Annotated in this window: 2 protein-coding genes; both read right to left on the minus strand. The window is 70.7% G+C overall.

Translation table 11 applies throughout. The features are described 5' to 3' along the window. On the minus strand, positions 1-546 hold a 546-nt coding region (locus ACFC1F_RS43460), incomplete at its 3' end, for a condensation domain-containing protein (RefSeq protein WP_376167369.1). After that, on the minus strand, positions 543-1,031 hold a 489-nt coding region (locus ACFC1F_RS43465; protein ID WP_376167372.1), incomplete at its 5' end, for a phosphopantetheine-binding protein. The genes ACFC1F_RS43460 and ACFC1F_RS43465, both read right to left, overlap by 4 nt.

Consider the following 1,031-nt stretch of genomic DNA (forward strand, 5'->3'; position numbering starts at 1 on the left):
GCTTCCGTCGCCGAGCAGCTCGCGCTGCCACAGCGTGTAGTCGGCGTACTGGACGGGCAGCGGCTCCCAGTCGGGGGACCGGCCTCCGAGGCGGGCCGTGTACGCCGCCGACAGGTCGCGCCCCAGCGGACCCATCGACCATCCGTCACCGGCGATGTGATGAACCGTCACCGAGAGGACGAACTCCTCGTCGCCCAACACGAACAGATGCGCCCGCAGGGGGATCTCCGCGGAAAGGTCGAAGACGTAACCGGTGACGCCGGCCACGGCGGCGGCCAGCCCGTCCGCGTCCACCTCCGTGACGGCCAGGTCGAACCCGGCCGCCTCCACCGGGAGGATCCGCTGGTACGGCTCGCCGTTGACCGCCGGGAAGAGCGTGCGCAGGATCTCGTGGCGCCCGATCACGTCCTGGAAGGCCTCGGCGAGGGCCCCTTCGTCCAGCCGTCCGCTCAGTCGCAGGACCAGCGGAAGGTTGTACGTCGCACTCGGGCCCTCCAACTGCCCGAGGAACCAAAGGCGGCGCTGCGCAAACGACAAGGGAATCATCGGTAGTCCTCCTGCTGGCGCATCGGCCGCACCGCCGGCCTGCTCTTCTTCTTCTGGCTGCCGGATTGACCGGCCTGATGGGTAATCCACGTCGAGAGGCCCGCCGGGGTCGGGCTGTCGAACAGCACCCGGATCCGCAGCTCCACACCCAGTGCCGCGCGGACTCGGCTGACCAGGCGGGTCGCCAGGAGCGACTGGCCGCCGAGGGTGAAGAAGTCGTCGTCGACCCCGACCGCCGGCAGGCCGAGGACCTCGGCGAAGGCCTGGCAGAGGAGTTCCTCCTGCTCGTTCGCCGGCGCCCGTCCCGCTGTTCCGCCGGTGTACTCGGGGGCGGGCAGGGCCTTGCGGTCGAGCTTGCCATTCACGGTCAGCGGCAGGGCGTCCAGGACCACGACGGCGGACGGCACCATGTACGACGGCAGCCGCTCCTCCGCGAACTCCCGCACCGCACCCGACAACCGGACCGCGTCCGCGTCCTCGTCGTC

The organism is Kitasatospora sp. NPDC056181 (assembly GCF_042266225.1).
GTDB lineage: Bacteria > Actinomycetota > Actinomycetes > Streptomycetales > Streptomycetaceae > Kitasatospora.